Genomic DNA, 17,575 nt, shown 5'->3' on the forward strand with positions numbered 1-17,575 from the left:
TCGTTACCTCGGCGCCTTCGGATCGAGCAGGTCGCGCAGACCGTCACCCATCATGTTGATCGAAAAGACCGCGATCGACAGGAACACCGCCGGGAAGACGATGATCATGAACTTGACCTGCCAGAGCATCCGGCCCTCGGCGATAATGTTGCCCCAGGACGGGATCGACGGCGGCGTGCCGGCGCCGATGAAGGACATGATCGCCTCCATGATCATCGCAGCGGCAAAGATGTAGGTCGCCTGCACGACCAGCGGCGCGAACGTGTTGGGAAGGATGTGCCGCACGATGATCGTCGGCGTGCGGGTGCCCGAGACCATCGCCGCCTCGACATAGGTGCGCTCGCGCAGCGAGAGGACGCTGCCGCGAACGAGGCGCACGACCCGCGGGATCTCGGAGACGGTGATCGCAATGATGACGTTGAGCACCGAGCCGCGCATCAGGGCCGTCATGGCGATGGCGAGCAGCACGGCGGGGATCGACATCAGGCCGTCCATGATCCGCATGACGACCATGTCGACGATGCGGAAATAGCCCGAGACCAGACCGATCAGAAGACCAATCACCGTGGCCAGGATCGCCACCGAAAAGCCGATGAGCAGCGAGATGCGCCCCCCGTAGAGCACCCGGGAGTAGAGATCGCGTCCGTAGGTGTCGGTTCCGAACCAGTGCTTGGCGGAAGGCTCGAGCGTCCGCGCGATCGGATTCATGGTCAGCGGATCAACCGTCCCAAGCCAGGGGGCGAAGACGAAGAGCAGCGTGATGAGCAGCAGGATGCCGCCGCCCACCGTGATGCTCGGATTGCGGAGCGCGGCCCGCCAAATGCTTCTGTTGGAGTGCATCGCTCAGTACCGGATTCGCGGGTCAAGGACGACGTAGCAGATGTCGATCAGCAGGTTGACGAGGACATAGACGAAGGAAAACAACAGCATGATGCCCTGGATGACGGGGTAGTCACGCCGCAGGATCGCGTCGATCGTCAGCCGGCCGAGCCCCGGGATGCCGAAGACGCTCTCGGTCACGACGGCTCCGCCGATCAGAAGCGCGACACCGACGCCGATGACTGTCACGATCGGGTTGGAGGCATTGCGCAACGCATGCAGGAACAGGATGCGCTTGCTGCGCAGACCCTTGGCGCGGGCCGTGCGGATATAGTCCTCAGACAGGACCTCCAGCATCGCTGCGCGGGTGATGCGCGCGATCAGCGCAATATAGACCAGCCCTAGGGCCACCGACGGCAGCACAAGATGCCTCAGCCAAGGCAGTACGCCGTCAGCCAGGTAAGCGTATCCCTGAACCGGGAACCATCTCAGCTCCAGGGCGAAATAGCGCGCCAGGACATAGCCGATGATGAAGACAGGCACCGAAAACGCGGAAATCGCAAACAGCATCACCAGCCTGTCGGCGATGGTGTTGACCTTTGCAGCCGCCAGGACGCCCATGGGCACGGCAACGACGACGGCCAGGATGATGGTCAGGAACATCAGCGACAGCGTCGGCTCGATCCTCTGGGCGATCAGCTCGACAACGGGCGTGCCGTTCATGATCGAATTGCCGAAATCCAGTCGGGCGATGTCGCCCAGCCAGCTGGCATAGCGCACAAGGAAGGAGTCGTTCAGGCCAAGCGCTTCGCGGATCTTCTCCACGTCGGCTGCGGTGGCGTTCGGTCCCGCGATGACATGCGCGGGATCGCCGGGCGTCAGATACAGCAGCGAGAACACCACGATCGACACCACGAAAAGGACTGGCACGATCGAGATGAGGCGACTTGCAATCGGCTTGTACACAGAAGCGTTCCTAACTTTGCCGATGACACGAAAAGGCGGAGCGGCTGCCGGGTTCGCCCTTGCAGCCGCTCGCAGTCAGACAAGCGTCACTTGCGCTCGAGATTCCAGAAGACCGGAATCGAGGACGGGATGATGCCTTCGAAGCCGCTGCGATAGGCGGCCGGCTGCGCGATCTGACCCCACATCACGGCGGGAGTTATCTCGTAGGCGCGCTCCGAGATACGATCCGCCAGCTGCTTGCGCTCTTCCTCCGACGTGGCGCGCGGGAACGCAGCCAGGTACTCGCCCATCTTCTCGTCGCAGTGCCAGCCGGCATAGTCGACGCAGTTGCGCGCGGTGTAGAAGTGCGTGTTCGGCAGGCTGAGATCGAGACCGGTGGCATGCACGCCGAACAGATGCCAGGCTTCCGGATTGGCGCGGGTGCTCAGCACGCTGGCCCAGTCCATCGCCTGCAGTTCGACGTTGAAGCCGACCTGACGCAGCCAGTCGGCCGCGACCGCCGACGACACACGCGTCGCATCGATGTCGGTGGCCTGAAGAATGACGATCTTCTCGCCATTGTACTTCGTCTTGGCCAAGGCTTCCTTCGCCAGCTCCACCGACGGGGCCTCGGGGGAGATCGACCCGGCCGTGGTCTCGTAAGGCGTGCCGCACAGGAAGAACGACTTGCAGTCGGGCACCGTGTACTGGCCACTCAGCCCCAACGCTGCAGGAACCGAATTCTGGTCCACCACGCTCCAGAGAACGCGGCGGATCTCCGGATCGTCAAACGGCGCCAGGCGGTGGTTCAGCCGGAAATAGCCCTGGTACATGTTCACGCCGGTGAACGACAGCACCTTGATGTTCGGGTCGCCTTCCAGAACCGGCAGCAAGTCGAACGGCGGATATTGTACGTAGTCGATCTCGCCAGCGGTCAGAGCGGTCGCGGCGGTGACCGCATCCGGCAGCGTCTTGATCACGAGTTCGTCGATGTTGACGACCTTGGCGCCAGCCATGAAATCTGCCGGCTCGCTGCGCGGGACATAGCTGTCGTTCCGCTTCAGCACCATCGTGTCACCCTGACGGTGACGCTCGCGGTCATAGACGAACGGACCCGAGCCGACGACTTCCTGCAGCTGCACATTGGCCGGCGTCTCCGCCAGGCGCTTGGGCATCATGAAGGCGACCGGCGCGTTCGGATGGCCGAGCGCAGTGGTGATGAGGCCGAAAGGCTCCTTCAGCTTGATCGTGAACTCGGTCGCGCTGTCCGCCGTGATGGCGTCGGTCGCGTTGCGCAGCTGGACGCCAAGAGCGGCGACTTCCCACCAGCGCTTGATCGAAGCGACGACGTCTTCCGAGGTGACGGGAGCGCCGTCATGCCACTTCAGGCCGTCACGCAGCTTGAAGCTCCAGGTCAGGTTGTCGTCGCTCACCGTCCAGGTGTCGACCATCTGCGGCTTGATATTCCCGGCGCCGTCCATCGCGAACAGGGTGTCGTACACCATGTAGCCGAAGGTCCGCGTGATGTAGGCGGTGGTGAAGTGCGGGTCGAGGGTGACGATCTCGGCCTCGAGCACGGCCGTGAGCGACTTGTTCCCTTCGGCGGCGGCGCTACCCGCGAAACCGACCTGCGCAACCCAGAGCGCAACCGCACTGGCTGCAAGCCCCTTGATAAACCTGTTCATGATACGACGGCTCTCCCTTCAGTGAATCTCGTCTATGAGCGCAGCAGCCTTCTCACCGATCATGATGGCTGTTGCGTTGGTGTTTCCGCCGATGTGATCGGGGAAGATGGACACGTCCGCCACCCACAGGCCGTCCACGCCGCGGACGTTGAGGTCCGGCGTCACCACGGAGTCGGGATCGTTGCCCATGCGGCAGGTTCCGGCCGGGTGATAGAAGGGACGGGTGTTGGAGCGGATGAATTTGTCGTCGCGGCCGGCTCCCTCGTCGGGAACGTCCAGGAACCGCACGAAACGGCTGCGCAGCGGCTCGCTTTTGACCAGATCGCGCACCCATTTCAGCGAATAGCGCATCGCCTCGTAGTCGTCGGGATGATCAAGGTAGCGGGGGAATATGCGGATCGGATCGGCCGGGTTGGCCGAGGCCAGTTCAAGATGCCCGCGGCTCTGCGGATAGTTCGCATTGACCAGGATGGTGATAAGGTTGCGCCTCGGGAACACCCGTTTTCCGTTCCGCATGAAGCTGCCATACGCAAACAGCAGGAACTGCATGTCGGTGTGCTTGAGCTGGGGCTGCGACCGGAAGAAGCCGATCAGCTGCGCCGACGGCGTTCCCATCGGTCCCCTGCCCCGCAGAAGCCAGTCGGCGAAGGCCAGCGCACCCCGGAGCGGGCTGCGATAGGAATTGCTGGTCGGCTCGTTGAGCTCGGCCAGGACATACATCCCGGGATGCTCCATCAGGTTCCTCCCGACCTGCCGGTTGACCACCTGCGCGTCGATGCCGTGCTGCTTCAGCGCGGCGGGATCGCCGATGCCCGACAGCATGAGGATCTGCGGGGTGTTGATTGAGCCCGCCGACAGGATGACGCCCTTGCGCGCCTTGAGCGTCTCGATGCGACCGTTGCGCTCGATCTCGACACCCACGGCGCGGCCGCCTTCCAGAACCACCTTGCGCACCAGCGCGCCGTCGAACACTGCGAGGTTCTTGCGGCCCAGGTTCGGCTTGACATATGCATCCCAGGTCGACGCACGCTTGCCGTTCTTCGTCGTGCCCTGGTTCCACGCAACGCCGTCCTCATCCACGCCGTTGATGTCGGCGACTTCCCGGATGCCCATGTTCTTGACGCTCTCAAGCACGGTGCGGGAAACCGGATGGCGGAACCGAAGCTGCTCGACATTTTGCGGACCCTGCCCGCCGCGCCATTGGTTGGGTCCGAAATCCGACGTCTCCATGCGGCGGAACACCGGCAGCATGTCGCGCCAGCTCCAGCCGGCGTTGCCCATCTCCGCCCAACGGTCGAAATCCGCGGCACGTGCACGGACATAGATCATGCCGTTGATGGCAGACGATCCGCCCGGCACCCGACCGCGCGGCCAGGCCTCGACCAACCCGTTGCGGGTTGGATCGGGCTCGGTCTGGTATTTCCAGTCATAGCGCTCGTTGCCGATCGTATAGAGCAACGCGGCGGGAACGCTCGTGATGTTCAACTTCTCGCGTGTGCCGCTCTCGACGAGCGCGACCGAGCGGTTTGACTGCTCGGTAAGCCTGGACGCAACGGCGCATCCTGCGCTTCCCGCGCCAACCACGACAAAGTCAAACTCCATTCGTTCCATCTTCAGCTTGCCGGGATTTTCTCTCGAGCAGCGCCCGTCGACCGGCCGCTCATTGGCGACCTGACCTGCCAACCGCCCTCCAAGCAGTCAACCTGCCGGAACCGCCGGACTTATGGGAAATGCACTTTCTTTTGTCGCACCACGCGCGCCGCAGCAGAGAGAAACGGGTTTTCAGCTGCAAGAACAAACAGTTGCGATTTGCGGGACAGAATGTCCCATACGCATGGTCAACGCCGGGCTGCTTTACAGCCTCTTGGGCCCTGCTTATGAAGACGTCAGGCTCACCTCGACCAACTTGGTGTCGCCCCTTGGCTACTATGCCAATCCTGAGGCGCTTGATATCGGACGGACTATCCGACTGCCATGCACACGGCTATTCCGGCCGCATACACAGACTGGGCTTCCAGGCAGGAGATCGAAAGCACCATCTCCAGAGGTGGCCTCCGGCTCCGCGCAAATCAGAACTTCGACGGCCTCAACTGTCATCTGGAGTCGCTGACCGGAACCGTCGGAGGCGTGGTTCTGGACGGTCGCTACAGATATGACCAGGAACACGAGTTTTCGGGCGGGTCCTGGTTCAAGATACGCATCCAGCTGAGCGGAACCACCGATTTCGCGTTCGATCGCGCGGACCGCAAGCAGAGGATTTCGGACGCGCGCCTGTTCGTCATCAGCCATCGCAACAATGTCACCAAGACCCAGCGCTTCAGCGCCGGCTCGCGGGAGAGGATCATCACCCTACGCTTCGACTGCGACGACCAGGGCATCCCGGGCCCAGACGTTGCAGCCGGACTTGGTGAACGGCAGGCGCTGGCAAAGTCTCTGACCGACCAGGAGACGCTGTGCGACCTGGCCCTGCCGCCGATGATCTCCCGTCAAGCCGAGATCCTGATGCGAGGCATGGACGCGCTGCCTGCAGAGACATCGCAGTCGCGCATGCTGACCTTGTCGGAAAACTGCCTGGACTATGTGACGAGACGGCTGCTTGGCAGGAAGATCGGCAATCAGCTGACGACGCAACGGGCGTCGCGCATCGTCGCCCTGGCAATGGAGATCATCGAGGCCGACCTCTCCACCCCGCCCTGCCTTCAGACGCTGTGCCGGCGGGTCGGCGTAAATCGCAACATCCTGAACAACGCTTTCCGTCAGGTGACCGGCGAAACCGCATTTACGGTGCTGCGGAGCCGTAGGATGGAACTCGCCCGCGAACTCCTGGTCTCTTCCAACCAGTCGATCAGCCACATCGCTCAACTCGTCGGCTACTCGCAGCTTGCGAACTTCTCGGCAGCTTACCGCGACTCGTTCGGCGTCGCCCCCTCGCAGGAATTCGAACGCAAGAACCGCTGCTGACGCCAGCCGCGTGGGGCAAACGGGCGGCGGCAAGCGATCGCGCAGCTCGCGCTCACGCCTGCAGCCGCCAGGCGCTGGCGCCGTCGCTTTACGCTCCCGCCGAAAACGCCGCCATCGCCGCCATGTTGACGATGTCGCTGTCCTTCGCGTTGAGCCCGACGATCTGCACCGGCTTGTTCAAGCCGACCAGGAGCGGGCCGATCACTGTGGAGCCGCCCAGTTCCTGAAGCATCTTGGTGGAGATCGAAGCCGAGTGGAAGGCCGGCATGACCAGCACGTTGGCCGGGCCGGACAGGCGGCAGAACGGATACTGCTGCTGCATCAGCCGATGGTTGAGCGCGACGTCCGCCGCCATCTCGCCGTCATACTCGAAGTCGACCCGCCGCTTGTCGAGGATCTTGACCGCCTCCTGCACCCGCTCGGAGCGTTCACCGGGCGGGTGGCCGAAGGTCGAGTAGGCGAGCATGGCGACGCGCGGCTCGTAGCCCATGCGCCGCGCGAAGCCGGCCACTTCCTCGGCAATGTCGGCGATCTCGATGGCGTTCGGCATGTCGTGCACGGCGGTGTCGGCGACGATCACCGTCCGGCCGCGGCAGAGCGCAATAGAGACGCCGATGACCGAGTGGCCGGGGCGCGCGTCGATGACCCTGCGGATCTCGTCGAGCGCCGTCGAATAGTTGCGGGTGACGCCCGTGACCATGGCGTCGGCGTCGCCCAGCGCCAGCATGCAGGCGGCAAAATGGTTGCGGTCGTTGTTGATCAGCCGCTGGCAGTCGCGGAACAGATACCCCTTGCGCTGCATGCGCTCGTAGAGATGGTCGGTGTAGATCGCATTGCGGCGCGACAGGCGGGCGTTGATGATCTCGATACCGGGCCGATTGAGGTCGATGCCGGCGGCACGGGCATTGTCCCTCACCACCTCCTCGCGGCCGACGAGGATGGCGGCGCCGAGGCCCTGGTTCACATAGGACACTGCGGCGCGCATGACCTGCTCTTCCTCGCCTTCGGCGAAGACGGTGCGCTTGGGCTGGCGGCGGACGCGGTCATAGATGCGCTGCAGGGTCGAGGCGATCGGGTCGCGGCGGGCCGAGAGCTCCTGCGCGTATTTTGCGAGGTCGGGGATCGCACGCCGGGCGACGCCGGTGTCCATCGCCGCCTTGGCGACGGCGACGGGAACGGCCGAAATCAGGCGCGGGTCGAACGGCACCGGGATGATGTAGTTCGGACCGAATTTTGGCCGGTTGCCCTGGTAGGCGGCGGCGACGTCGTCGGGAACGTCCTGGCGGGCGAGTTCGGCCAGCGCCTGCGCGGCGGCGACCTTCATCTCGTCATTGATGGTGGTGGCGCGCACGTCGAGTGCGCCGCGGAAGATGTAGGGGAAGCCGAGCACATTGTTGACCTGGTTCGGATAATCCGAACGGCCGGTCGCCATGATGGCGTCGGTGCGGATCTCAGCGACCTCTTCCGGCGTGATTTCCGGGTCGGGATTGGCCATGGCGAAGATGATCGGGTTCTTGGCCATCGACTGGACCATTGTCGGCGTCAGCGCCCCCTTGGCCGACACGCCGAAGAAGACATCGGCGCCCTCGAGTGCTTCGGCGAGCGTGCGCAGATCCGTGTTGACGGCGTGGCCCGACTTCCACTGGTTCATGCCCTCGGTGCGGCCCTGATAGACCACGCCCTTGGTGTCACAGAGGATGACGTTCTCCGGCGCGAAACCCATCGCCTTGACCAGTTCGATGCAGGCGATGCCGGCCGCGCCGGCGCCGTTGCAGACCAGCTTGGTCGTCTTCATGTCGCGGCCGGTGATCTCCAGCGCGTTGATGAGGCCGGCAGCGGAGATGATCGCCGTCCCATGCTGGTCGTCATGGAAGACCGGGATGTCCATCATCTCGCGCAGTCGCTGCTCGATGATGAAGCACTCGGGAGCCTTGATATCCTCGAGATTGATGCCGCCGAAGGAGGGGCCGAGGAAGCGTACGCAGTTGATGAATTCGTCGGCGTCCTCCGTATCGACTTCGAGGTCGATGGAATCGACGTCGGCAAAGCGCTTGAAGAGGACCGACTTGCCTTCCATCACAGGCTTGGACGCAAGCGCACCAAGATTGCCGAGGCCGAGAATGGCGGTGCCGTTGGAGATGACGGCGACCATGTTTCCGCGCGTGGTGTAGTCGAACGCCTTGGCAGGGTCCTCGGCGATCGCCTTCACAGGCTCGGCGACGCCCGGGGAGTAGGCGAGAGACAGATCGCGCTGGGTCGCCATCGGCTTGGTCGGATTGATCTCCAGTTTGCCGGGACGGCCCTCGGCGTGGAAGTCGAGCGCTTCCTGCGAGCTGACAGACGGGCCGGAGCCTTCGCGTTTCTTACTGGATGACATGTGGGTGCGTTTCCTCGGGCGCGATCTTTTGTGGAGCTTTTCGGATTAAGGCTACAATTCACCGGCGTAAACCGGCAAGCAGCAAGAGAGTGTTTTGTGCGATCGGAAAGCCGCCGCCCGTACAAGTCTCCAACAACAGATGCACGCTCCGCCGATGACCGGTTGCCAGCCCTGATCCCCCGTGGAAGACGGGGACAAGATCAAGAGGTTGACGCCGATGTCTCCCTCTTCCGGTCGGCAGAGGGTAAGGGTGGGGTCCTGCGCCAGAGTTCCGCGAATAGACAATGAACGACGAAACCCGAATCCGGCCCGAGGGGGCAATCGCTGTTCCCGGCCCCACGCCGATGATGGAGCAGTTTCTCGAGATAAAGGCGGCGAACCCGGATTCGCTCCTTTTCTATCGCATGGGCGACTTCTACGAGCTGTTCTTCGAAGACGCGGAACACGCGAGCCGGGCGCTCGGCATCGTTCTCACCAAGCGCGGCAAACATGCCGGCCAGGACATCCCCATGTGCGGGGTGCCGGTGCATGCGGCCGACGACTATCTGCAGAAGCTGATCGCACTGGGCTTCAGGGTCGCCGTGTGCGAGCAGATCGAGGATCCTGCGGAGGCGAAGAAGCGCGGCTCAAAGTCTGTCGTGAAGCGTGACGTCATCCGACTGGTCACGCCTGGAACCATCACCGAGGACAAGCTGCTCGCCCCCTCGGAGTCGAATTTCCTGATGTCGATGGGGCGGGTGAAAGGCAGCGGGGATAGCGGGTACGCGATTGCCTGGATTGATATATCAACCGGAACTTTCCGCGTTTCAGAGACTTCGGCGGATCGGCTGCTCGCTGATATATTGCGCGTCGATCCGAAGGAACTCATTGTCCCGGAGCCGGTCTATCATGACGAGGAACTGAAGGCCGCTTTCGATGTGCTCGGGCGCGTGGCGACACCGCAGCCGCCGAGCCTGTTCGATTCCGCCACCGCCCCCACCCGCATCGCGCGCTTCTACGACGTCGCCACGCCGGACAGCTTCGGCTCGTTCAGCCGGGCGGAATTGTCGGCGATTTCCGGGGCGATCGCCTATGTGGAAAAGACGCAGAAGGCGGAGCGCCCTCCCCTCGCCCATCCGGCGCGCGAGCAGGCGGGTTCTACGCTGTTCATCGATCCGGCGACCCGGGCCAATCTGGAGCTGCTGAAGACACTGTCCGGCAGCCGCGCCGGATCGCTCTTCTCAGCGATCGACCGGACGGTGACGGGGGCTGGTGCGCGGCTGCTCGCCGACCGGCTGATGGCGCCGCTCACGGACACCGCCGCAATCGTCGAGCGGTTGGACTCGGTCTCCTTCTTCCAGCTCGAAAGCCGCGCCTGCGAAGCCCCGCGCGAGGTGCTGAAGGGCGCCCCCGACATGATGCGGGCGCTGTCCAGGCTGGCGCTCAACCGCGGCGGTCCGCGCGACCTCGGCGCGCTGGCTGCCGGATTGCAGGCGGCGATGACGCTGGCGCAGCTGCTTCCCGCGGGCGGGCTGCCGCCCGAACTCGCCCGGGCGCAGGCGGACCTCAACGCGCTCCCTGCCCGTCTTCTCGAGCACCTTAACCAGGCGCTGGCTGACGAACTGCCGCTGCTGAAGCGCGACGGCGGCTTCGTGCGTACTGGCCACCACGCCGAGCTCGACGAGGTGCGCGCGCTGCGCGACGAATCGCGGCGCGTCATCGCGCAGATGGAGCGTGACCTGATCGAGGAGACGGGCATCCGTTCACTGAAGATCAGGCACAACAATGTGCTCGGCTACTACATCGAGGTGACCGCCAACCATCAGGCGATCATGAACGGCAGCGACGAGGCCAAGGCGCGCTTCATCCACCGGCAGACCATGGCCAACGCCATGCGGTTCACCACGACGGAACTTGCCGGCATGGAGACCAAGATCGCCAACGCCGCAGATCGCGCATTGACGATCGAGCAGGAGATCTTCGACCGGATGGTGGCCGAGGTCATTGGCCATGCCGAGTCAATAAGGGCGGCTTCGGCGGCGCTGGCCGCGGTCGATGTCTCCGCTGCTCTGGCGCTGCTCGCCGCCCAGGAAAATTTCACGCGTCCGACCGTCGACGACAGCCTCGCCTTCAGGATCGACAACGGGCGGCATCCGGTCGTGGAGCAGGCGCTGAGACGCCAGGACGGCAGCCCCTTTGTCGCCAACGACTGCAACCTGTCGCCGGAGGTGAACGGACGCAACGGCGCCATCTGGCTTCTGACCGGCCCCAACATGGGCGGTAAGTCGACGTTCTTGCGCCAGAATGCGCTGATCGCCATCCTCGCGCAGACCGGTTCCTTCGTGCCCGCCGAACATGCGCATATCGGCGTCGTCGATCGCCTGTTCTCCCGGGTGGGAGCCTCCGACGACCTTGCCCGCGGGCGCTCGACCTTCATGGTCGAGATGGTGGAAACGGCGGCCATCCTCAACCAGGCAGGCGAACGCTCGCTCGTGATCCTGGACGAGATCGGACGCGGGACGGCCACCTTCGATGGACTGTCGATCGCCTGGGCGGCAGTGGAGTACCTGCACGAGAAGAACCGCTGCCGGGCAATCTTCGCCACGCACTTCCACGAGATGACTACGCTCGCCGGCAAGCTGCCGCGCCTCCACAATGTGACCATGCGGGTCAAGGAATGGGAAGGCGACGTGATCTTCCTGCATGAGGTGGCGATGGGCGCAGCCGACCGCTCCTACGGCGTGCAGGTGGCGCGGCTCGCCGGTCTGCCGGAAGCGGTCGTCGCGCGTGCGAGAGAGGTGCTCGGGCAGCTCGAAGCCGGCGAGACCTCTGGCAAGGCAAGCAGGCTGATCGATGATCTGCCGCTGTTCAGCGCCGCGATCCGCCGGGAGACGCCGCAGCAGACAGCGAACGACGCGCTCACGCAGGCGTTGGCCGCCCTCAGCCCCGACGAGATGACGCCGCGCGAGGCGCTAGACGCGCTCTACAGGCTCAAGGGCGTGGCAGGGAAATAGCGCCGCGGAACGGCAAGTCGGCGCTGCGTGGGCGCGGATCGCGGGCCCAGCCGCCGGCTCATTGCAATCCAACGTTAAGTAACGCTGGATAAGGTGCCGACACGAATCAGAGGCCCGCGCGTTTCAGTCATGGAAGTGCCCCGCCGCCACCGCCTGTTCAGGCAACTGGCGCATGCCGTCTTCCGCAAGACGCGCATACCGGCGATCGTGACTCTGATCGTCATTGTCGCTGCCGGCGTCTACGCTCACCGGCAGAACGCCGCTGTCTTCGACCGAGACCTGCGCAGTGCCGTGCTCAGCAAGGTCAGCGTCGTGCGGGCCAAGCTGGAAGGCAACGTAAACGGCAACATCCAGCTTGTCCGCGGTCTCGTCGCAACGCTCGCCACCGAGCCGAACATGAGCCAGGCACGGTTCTCCGAACTTGTCTCGAACCTGCTCGCCGACCGATCGCAGTTGCGCCACATCGTCGCCGCGCCGGATCTGGTCGTACGTCTCTTCTATCCCGTGGAAGGCAACGAGCGCGTCTATGGCCTCGATTACAACAGGATCGAAGAGCAGCGCGAAGCGGCGTACCGGGCCCGCGACACCGGCACGCTGGTGTTCGCCGGTCCGGTCGACCTGGTGCAAGGCGGACAGGGTTTCATTGGCCGCTTCCCTGTGTTCCTCACACGCAAGGATGGCGGACGGGACTTCTGGGGCATCCTCTCCGCAGTCATCGACACGCAGGCGCTGTTTCGCGACAGCGGCCTGCTCGACCCGGACCTCCCGATCGACATCGCCATCGTAGGTCGCGATGCCCTCGGCACCCGGGGAGAACTCTTCTTCGGCAAATCCTCTGTTCTGCAAGGCAATCCGGTGACGGCCGATGTTGTTGTGCCATCCGGCACATGGCGCATCGCTGCCGTGCCGAAAGGCGGCTGGCCCGCGGTCCCTCCCCGCACGTGGCAGCTGTGGCTGCTCATCGCGCTTGCCGGAGCGCTGATCATGGCGCCGATCGTGCTGTCCGCACGCCTGATCGAGGAGCGCACGAAGAACATCGGCGAACTCAGGCGCCGCGAGCGGCAGATGCGCCGCATGTCGCGCCGCCTCGAACTCGCCGTCGACAGCTCCCGCATCGGCGTCTGGGAACTCAACGCGGACGATGATAGCCTGCTGTGGGACGCTCGCATGAACGAGCTCTACGGCTATCCGACCGATGGCGGCGCGCGCACCTATGCAGACTGGCAGCGGCGCATCCATCCGGAGGACCTGGCGCGGGTTCTGGAGGCTTTCCCGCACCCGCCGCTGCCCGACACCAACCTGCAGATCGAATACCGCCTGACGCTTCCGAACGGGGAGGTTCGGCACGTCCGCGAGTGCGCCAAGTCGTATCAGGATCCCGGCGAACCGCTGAAGCTGGTGGGGGTCAACTGGGACGTCACCGCGGACGTCACGTTGCGCGAGCACCTGAAGCGCGCCAACATGCTGTCCGAGGCGCGCAACGCCGACCTTGAGGCGGCCAAGGCGCGCATCGAGTTCAACGCCCTGCACGATTCGCTCACAGGGCTGCCGAACCGGCGGTTCCTGGACGAGGTGCTGGCGCGGCACGTAGAAAGCAAGGACGGCGAGCGGGCCGGACTGCTGCACATCGATCTCGACCGTTTCAAGCAGATCAACGATACGCTCGGCCACGCCGCCGGCGACGCGATGCTGGTACACGCCGCGGCAGTGCTCAAGGGCAGCCTGCAACCCGAAGACTTCGTTGCGCGGGTCGGCGGCGACGAGTTCGTCGTGATCTGTATGACCCCAGCCGGCACAGACCTGGCGGCGTGGACCCAGAAGCTCGCGGATCTGGCCGACGAGATCATCGCCAAGATGCACCAGCCGGTGACCTTCAAGGGACACGAATGCCGCTTCGGGGTGAGCATCGGCATCGCCACCGACACCGGGGAGGACGCGAACCCGGGCGACCTGCTGGTCCATGCAGACATCGCCCTCTACCGGGCGAAGAGCCGCGGCCGCAACCGGCACCAGTTCTTCAACGATGCCCTGCAGGAGGAGATCATCACCACCAAGCGCATCGCAGACGAGATCCTATCCGGCCTGGAGCGCAACGAGTTCGTCGCCTACTACCAGCCCCAGTTCGACGCGACGACACATGACGTGATCGGTGTCGAGGCGCTCGTCCGCTGGCGGCACCCGAGCAAGGGCTTGCTCGCCCCCCGCGCGTTCCTGAAAACGGCGGAGGAACTCAATGTGGTGGCCACCCTGGACCGCATGATCCTCGAGCAGACACTGGCGCAGCTCGCACAATGGGATGAGATGGGCCTCAGCGTCCCCAAGGCGTCGGTCAACGTCTCCGCCCGCAGGCTGCACGACGAGGAACTGATCAGCAGCCTGCGCGAGCTCGAGCTCGAGCCCGGCCGGATATCCTTCGAACTGGTGGAGTCAATCTTCCTGGACGAGAACGACGAGCTGATCACCTGGAACGTCGAGCAGATCAAGGGCCTCGGAATCGACGTCGAGATTGACGACTTCGGCACCGGACATGCTTCGATCGTCAGTCTCCTGAAGCTGTTGCCCAGCCGGCTCAAGATCGACCGGCAGCTGATCATGCCGGTGTTGCGCTCGCCGGCGCAGCGCAAGCTGGTGCGCTCGATCGTCGAAATCGGGAAGTCGCTCGGCATCGAGGTTCTGGCGGAGGGCGTGGAGACGCTTCACCATGCGCGAGTGCTCAAGGATCTGGGGTGTACCGGACTCCAAGGCTACGTCTTCGCGCGGCCGATGAGTTCCGACGAGCTGACGGACTTCCTGAAATCGCGCGTCCTGGCCAGGGCTTCCTAGGCGCTGCGCCCCGCAGTATTCAGCGCGCTGAAATCAGGCTATAGAGCCCCGCCCCAACCTCGGCCGGAAGCTGCACCAGCACTGTTACATGGCGACCGTCTCACTTCATCTGGACAAGGTCATTGATGGCGCGCAATTGCGCCGCGACCTGACTGAACTGACCGCCGGAACCGGTGGCGACGGATCGTCGCCGGCGGTGCGCTCGGCGGCGCTGGCACTGTTCCGACGGACGCTTGACCAGGGGCGGGCTGCGGTCGAGGAGATGATGAGGGCGGACGGCGGCGGCCGCGCCTGTGCTCAGCGTCTGTCGCATCTGATGGACGAGACGATCAGCGCGCTCTACGACTTCGCCGCCACCCACGTCTACCGCTCGAAAAACCCCTCGGCCGGCGAACGCATGGCCATCGTTGCGGTGGGCGGCTACGGGCGCGGCACGTTGGCGCCGGGGTCCGACATCGACCTGCTCTTTCTGCTGCCCTACAAGCAGACGCCCTGGGGCGAGCAGATCGTCGAGTACATCCTCTACATGCTGTGGGACCTCAGGCTGAAGGTCGGGCACGCGACCCGCAGCGTCGACGAATGCATGCGCCAGGCGCGCGACGACATCACCATCCGCACGACGATCCTCGAAGCGCGGCTGATCCGGGGCGAGCAAAGCCTCTATGACGAACTCATCGAGCGCTTCGACAAGGAGCTGGTGAGCGCGACCGGCCCCGAATATGTGCAGGCCAAGCTTGCCGAGCGGGACGCGCGCCACGCCAAGTCCGGCGAGAGCCGCTATCTTGTCGAGCCCAATGTCAAGGACGGCAAGGGCGGCCTGCGCGACCTGCACACGCTGTTCTGGATCGGCAAATACTTCTACCGCGTGCGCGACAGCGAGGAACTGGTCGGCAAAGGCGTTTTCACCCGCGCCGAGTACAACCAGTTCGTCAAGGCCGACGACTTCCTGTGGGCTGTGCGTTGCCAAATGCATTTTCTGACGGGCAAGGCCGAGGAACGCCTGCATTTCGACATCCAGCGCGACATCGCGGAGCGCCTCGGCTACACCAGCCATCCGGGGCTGTCCGCCGTCGAACGCTTCATGAAGCACTACTTCCTGACCGCCAAGACGGTGGGCGACCTGACGCGCATCTTCTGCGCCGCGCTGGAAGAGGAACAGGCCAAGCACGTGCCTGGCTTCAACCGCATCTTCCTGACCTTCTCGCGCCGCAAGCGCAAGCTCGCCGGCACCAGCGACTTCATCGTCGACAACCACCGCATCAACATCGCCGATGACAAGGTGTTCGAGCGCGATCCTGTGAACATGCTGAGGCTATTCTGGCTCGCCGACAAGCACGGGCTGGAGTTCCACCCGGACGCCCTGAAGCTGCTGACGCGGTCTCTCCGGCTGGTCGACAAGAACCTGAGGCGCGATGAGGAGGCCAATCGGCTCTTCCTCGAGATCCTGACGTCAGACCGCAACCCCGAGCTCAACCTCAGGCGGATGAACGAAGCGGGTCTGCTCGGCAAGCTGATTCCCGAGTTCGGTCGCATCGTCGCGATGATGCAGTTCTCCATGTACCACCACTACACGGTGGACGAGCACCTTTTGCGCTGCATCGGGGTGCTGTCGGAAATCGAGCATGGCGAGGGGGAGAAGCTGCATCCGCTGTCGCATTCGCTGGTGCCGACACTGCGTCGCCAGCGCAACGTGCTTTACTTGGCAGTGCTGCTGCACGACATCGCCAAGGGGCGGCCCGAGGACCATTCGGTGGCCGGCGCACGGATCGCGCGGCGGCTTTGCCCGCATATCGGACTGTCGCAGGCAGATACCGAGACGGTCGCCTGGCTGGTTGAGAACCACCTCTTCATGTCGATGATGGCGCAGACGCGCGACCTGAACGACCGCAAGACCGTCGAGGATTTCGCGGCTGTCGTGCAGTCGGTGGAGCGCCTCAAGCTGCTGCTGATCCTGACCGTCTGCGACATACGCGGCGTGGGACCGGGCGTGTGGAACGGCTGGAAGGGACAGCTGCTGCGCACGCTCTACTACGAGACCGAACTGCTGCTCACCGGAGGCTTTTCCGAGGTGTCGCGCGTCGAGCGGACGAAGGTCGCCCGGGCGAGGCTCGAGGAGGCGCTGGCCGGCTGGCCGGAAGCCGAGCGGGAGCGGCTGATCGGTCTGCACTACTCCAACTATATGCTGACCGTGGATCTCGCGGACCAGATCCGTCATGCCGACTTCATCCGCGAGGTGGACGCTGCCGAAAGGAAGTGCGCCACGATGGTCAAGCCGCACGAGTTCGAGGCGGTCACCGAGATCACCGTGCTCGCCCCCGACAATCCGCGCCTGCTTTCCATCATCAGCGGCGCCTGCGCGGCGGCAGGCGGCAACATCGTCGACGCGCAGATCTTCACCACCTCCGACAGCCGGGCGCTGGACACGATCCTGATCAGCCGCGAATTCGACCTCGACGAGGACGAGCGTCGCCGCGCAGAGCGCGTCGGCAAGCTGATCGAGGATGCGCTGTCCGGCAAGGCGTGGCTCTCCGACATCCTCGACAAGCGCGCCAGGCCGAAGCGGGGCGCAAAGACGTTCCGCATCGAGCCGCGCGCAGACGTGCGCAACACCCTCTCCAACCGCTTCTCTGTCATCGAGGTGCGCGGGCTGGACCGGCCGGGCCTGCTGTCGGAGCTGACGGGAGCGCTGTCGGACCTGTCGCTGAACATCGCATCCGCCCACATCACGACGTTCGGCGAGAAGGTGATCGACACGTTCTACGTGACCGACCTGACCTGGCAGAAGATCGAGAACCCGACGCGACTAAAGACGATCCAGGACCGGCTGATCCGTATACTCGAGGGCGACGGCCAGTCCCGTTCGCCCAAGCCGCGGGCGGAGGCGGCGGCGGAATGACGGGCGCTGTGCCTGCCCGCTCCCCCTTGAGGGGGACGACCGCCGCAGACGGGCGGCCGGGTGCGGGGTTTCCCAC

The 17,575-nt window shown here is 64.4% G+C and carries 9 protein-coding genes; 4 read left to right on the plus strand and 5 right to left on the minus strand.

The features are described from left to right. Positions 1-3: 3 nt before the first annotated feature. The 4 genes from PD284_RS22785 to PD284_RS22800 form a co-directional block, all read right to left on the minus strand. On the minus strand, positions 4-840 hold the full coding sequence (locus tag PD284_RS22785) for an ABC transporter permease (protein ID WP_274630398.1): 837 nt from the start codon (positions 838-840) through the stop codon (positions 4-6). Positions 841-843: 3 nt separating this feature from the next. Continuing rightward, the gene (locus PD284_RS22790) at positions 844-1,785 is read right to left on the minus strand and encodes an ABC transporter permease (protein ID WP_274630399.1); all 942 of its coding nucleotides are present in this window, start codon (positions 1,783-1,785) and stop codon (positions 844-846) included. An 86-nt stretch (positions 1,786-1,871) separates the two neighbouring features. Continuing rightward, positions 1,872-3,449 (minus strand): ABC transporter substrate-binding protein, encoded by a 1,578-nt coding sequence (locus PD284_RS22795; protein ID WP_274630400.1) that lies wholly within the window; start codon positions 3,447-3,449, stop codon positions 1,872-1,874. Between the two features lie 18 nt (positions 3,450-3,467). Then, on the minus strand, positions 3,468-5,051 hold the full coding sequence (locus PD284_RS22800) for a GMC family oxidoreductase (protein ID WP_274630401.1): 1,584 nt from the start codon (positions 5,049-5,051) through the stop codon (positions 3,468-3,470). 372 nt (positions 5,052-5,423) lie between these two features. Here PD284_RS22800 and PD284_RS22805 point away from each other — a divergent pair, with 372 nt between their 5' ends. Further along, positions 5,424-6,410: a helix-turn-helix transcriptional regulator gene (locus PD284_RS22805; RefSeq protein ID WP_274630402.1), complete on the plus strand. Its 987-nt coding sequence runs from the start codon at positions 5,424-5,426 to the stop codon at positions 6,408-6,410. A gap of 88 nt (positions 6,411-6,498) precedes the next feature. Here the strand turns inward: PD284_RS22805 and PD284_RS22810 are convergent, their stop codons facing one another. Next, the gene (locus PD284_RS22810; RefSeq protein WP_274630403.1) at positions 6,499-8,787 is read right to left on the minus strand and encodes an NADP-dependent malic enzyme; all 2,289 of its coding nucleotides are present in this window, start codon (positions 8,785-8,787) and stop codon (positions 6,499-6,501) included. Positions 8,788-9,071: 284 nt separating this feature from the next. Between PD284_RS22810 and mutS the strand changes: the two genes are divergently transcribed. From mutS to PD284_RS22825, 3 genes are all read left to right on the plus strand, one after another. After that, positions 9,072-11,780 carry a DNA mismatch repair protein MutS gene (gene mutS / locus PD284_RS22815; RefSeq protein ID WP_274630404.1) on the plus strand — a complete coding sequence of 903 codons (2,709 nt, stop codon included), beginning with the start codon at positions 9,072-9,074 and terminating at the stop codon, positions 11,778-11,780. 129 nt (positions 11,781-11,909) lie between these two features. Further along, a complete protein-coding gene (locus PD284_RS22820; protein ID WP_274630405.1) occupies positions 11,910-14,603 on the plus strand; it encodes a bifunctional diguanylate cyclase/phosphodiesterase in 2,694 nt (897 codons plus the stop codon). A gap of 88 nt (positions 14,604-14,691) precedes the next feature. Then, positions 14,692-17,499, plus strand: a complete 2,808-nt coding sequence (locus PD284_RS22825) for a [protein-PII] uridylyltransferase (RefSeq protein WP_274630406.1) — start codon at positions 14,692-14,694, stop codon at positions 17,497-17,499. The last annotated feature ends 76 nt before the right edge of the window (positions 17,500-17,575 follow it).

It is taken from the genome of Mesorhizobium shangrilense, assembly GCF_028826155.1.
GTDB lineage: Bacteria > Pseudomonadota > Alphaproteobacteria > Rhizobiales > Rhizobiaceae > Arvimicrobium > Arvimicrobium flavum.